The organism is Candidatus Bathyarchaeia archaeon (assembly GCA_035935655.1).
GTDB lineage: Archaea > Thermoproteota > Bathyarchaeia > 40CM-2-53-6 > 40CM-2-53-6 > 40CM-2-53-6.
The window spans coordinates 1-2,249 of the sequence record DASYWW010000002.1 but is presented as its reverse complement, the minus strand read 5'-3'; the positions used below and the strand labels follow the sequence as shown (position 1 = coordinate 2,249).

1 protein-coding gene and 1 rRNA gene are annotated in these 2,249 nt (G+C 54.4%); one reads left to right on the top strand and one right to left on the bottom strand.

Annotation, left to right across the window (positions count from 1 at the left end; translation table 11 throughout):
- The coding region (locus tag VGS11_00015; protein HEV2118486.1) for a hypothetical protein at positions 1-359 on the bottom strand (359 nt) is incomplete at its 3' end.
- A gap of 455 nt (positions 360-814) precedes the next feature.
- On the opposite strand from VGS11_00015, the gene VGS11_00010 reads away from it, so the two are divergent.
- Positions 815-2,249: ribosomal RNA gene (locus VGS11_00010) — 16S ribosomal RNA — on the top strand; the annotation flags it as partial.

Here is a 2,249-nt window from a genome sequence, read left to right as displayed (position 1 = left end):
ACTAGGCCCATCCTCCCCCTGTACTTCTGGTTGATGTAAGAAATCTGCAGCGTTCCTTGCAGCTCTCTCTTGTCCACCCAAGACACATCATAGAATGCGACATTTCCAACCATTTCACGGCCCGTCATCCACAGATAGATGACAGACACCGCCGTTGTCAATACTGAAGACGAGAAGACATAGGCAAACCATCCAGAAGAAACTAGGTCACGCCATATCGAAGGGCTCAGGCTGTATAGGATAAAACTAACCAGAACAAAAAGTAGAAGAGAATATACGCCGACGAACGGAAGAAGGAACTTCAATTGCCTCGCGTCTCTCCTTTCAGCGCACCATGCATGAATCGTCCCCTCCCTCATCTTGATGACGCCTCTTGGTAGTCTCTCTGATCGGATTCTTAAACGATAGCTACGCATGGAAGACGGCGAGAAGGAAGAAGTAATTAGATGGGATTATATTCGTCTGATTCTTGTCAAACTCAATAGCCAGTCTAAGAGAAATTCTAAACTCTCAAGAAAAGTCGAGTACTACTCGAAAGAAATTCAGGGAATCCTTATATTCTTCCAAGCAACCCCCCGTCAGTTTGCAAATCCATAATCGGACACATACGCCCATGATTCAGCCGGCGGCGGCGTCGGCTACAATCTGCGGTCCAAGACCAAAATATGAGTAGCCGTCCTCCAATCATGGGCAAATCTCCGTAATGGAGGCTTGAACAAACCGGAAGCCCTGCAAGCTTCCCGGACGCTTAAGTCTGACATTGGCCTTGGAAGAACCCTCGTCACGAAACACAGCTAGAAACCTTGCGGCTGTAAACCCGGTTGATCCTGCCGGACCCGACTGCTCTGGGGGTGAGGCTTATCCATGCGAGTTAGCCCTTGAGGCCATGTTCAAGGGCGGCGTACGGCTCAGTAACACGTGGCCAATCTGCCCTAGAGACAGGGATAACCTCGCGAAAGTGAGGACAACACCTGATAGGTGAAGATTCCTGGAATGGTTCCTCGCTCAAAGGATACTGGACACATGCTGTTCAGTGTTGCTCTAGGATGAGGCTACGGCTGATCAGGCAGTTGGTGGGGTAACGGCCTACCAAACCTATTACCAGTACGGGCCGTGAGAGCGGGAGCCCGGAGATGGGCACTGAGACAAGGGCCCAGGCCCTACGGGGCGCAGCAGGAGCGAAACCTCCGCAATGCGCGAAAGCGCGACGGGGCCACCCCGAGTGCTATCCGTTGAGGATAGCTTTTCATTAGTCTAAGAAGCTGATGGAATAAGCGGGGGGCAAGCCTGGTGTCAGCCGCCGCGGTAATACCAGCTCCGCGAGTGGTCGGGACGTTTATTGGGTCTAAAGCGTCCGTAGCCGGCTTACTAAGTCTCCGGCTAAAGCCCACGGCTTAACCGTGGGATTGCCGAAGATACTGGTAGGCTTGGGGGCGGAAGAGGCCGAGGGTACTCACGGGGTAGGGGCGAAATCCTATAATCCCGTAAGGACCACCAGTGGCGAAGGCGCTCGGCTAGTACGCGCCCGACGGTGAGGGACGAAAGCTGGGGGAGCGAACCGGATTAGATACCCGGGTAGTCCCAGCTGTAAACGATGCAGACTAGGTGTTGGATAGGCTTCGGGCCTATCCAGTGCCGCAGTGAAGACAATAAGTCTGCCACCTGGGGAGTACGGCCGCAAGGCTGAAACTGTCGAAGTTGGGGGTAAGTCAAAGCTCTAGGCTTCGATGGCAGTTAACTTAAAGGAATTGGCGGGGGAGCACCACAAGGGGTGAAGCTTGCGGTTTAATTGGAGTCAACACCGGGAACCTTACCAGGGGCGACAGTTGGATGAAGGTCAGATTAAAGGTCTTACCGGACTAGCTGAGAGGAGGTGCATGGCCGTCGCCAGTTCGTGCCGTGAGGTGTTCTCTTAAGTGAGAAAACGAACGAGACCCGTGCCTTTAGTTGCCATCGTATTCCTTCGGGAATGCAGGCACACTAGAGGGACTGCCTCCGCTAAGGGGGAGGAAGGAGCGGGCCACGGCAGGTCAGTATGCCCCGGATCCCCTGGGCCACACGCGAGCTGCAATGGCTGGGACAATGAGCTCCGACCCCGAAAGGGGAAGGTAATCCCCAAACCCAGCCTCAGTTGGGATTGAGGGCTGCAACCCGCCCTCATGAACATGGAATCCCTAGTAACCGCGTGTCATCATCGCGCGGTGAATACGTCCCTGCTCCTTGCACACACCGCCCGTCGCTCCACCCGA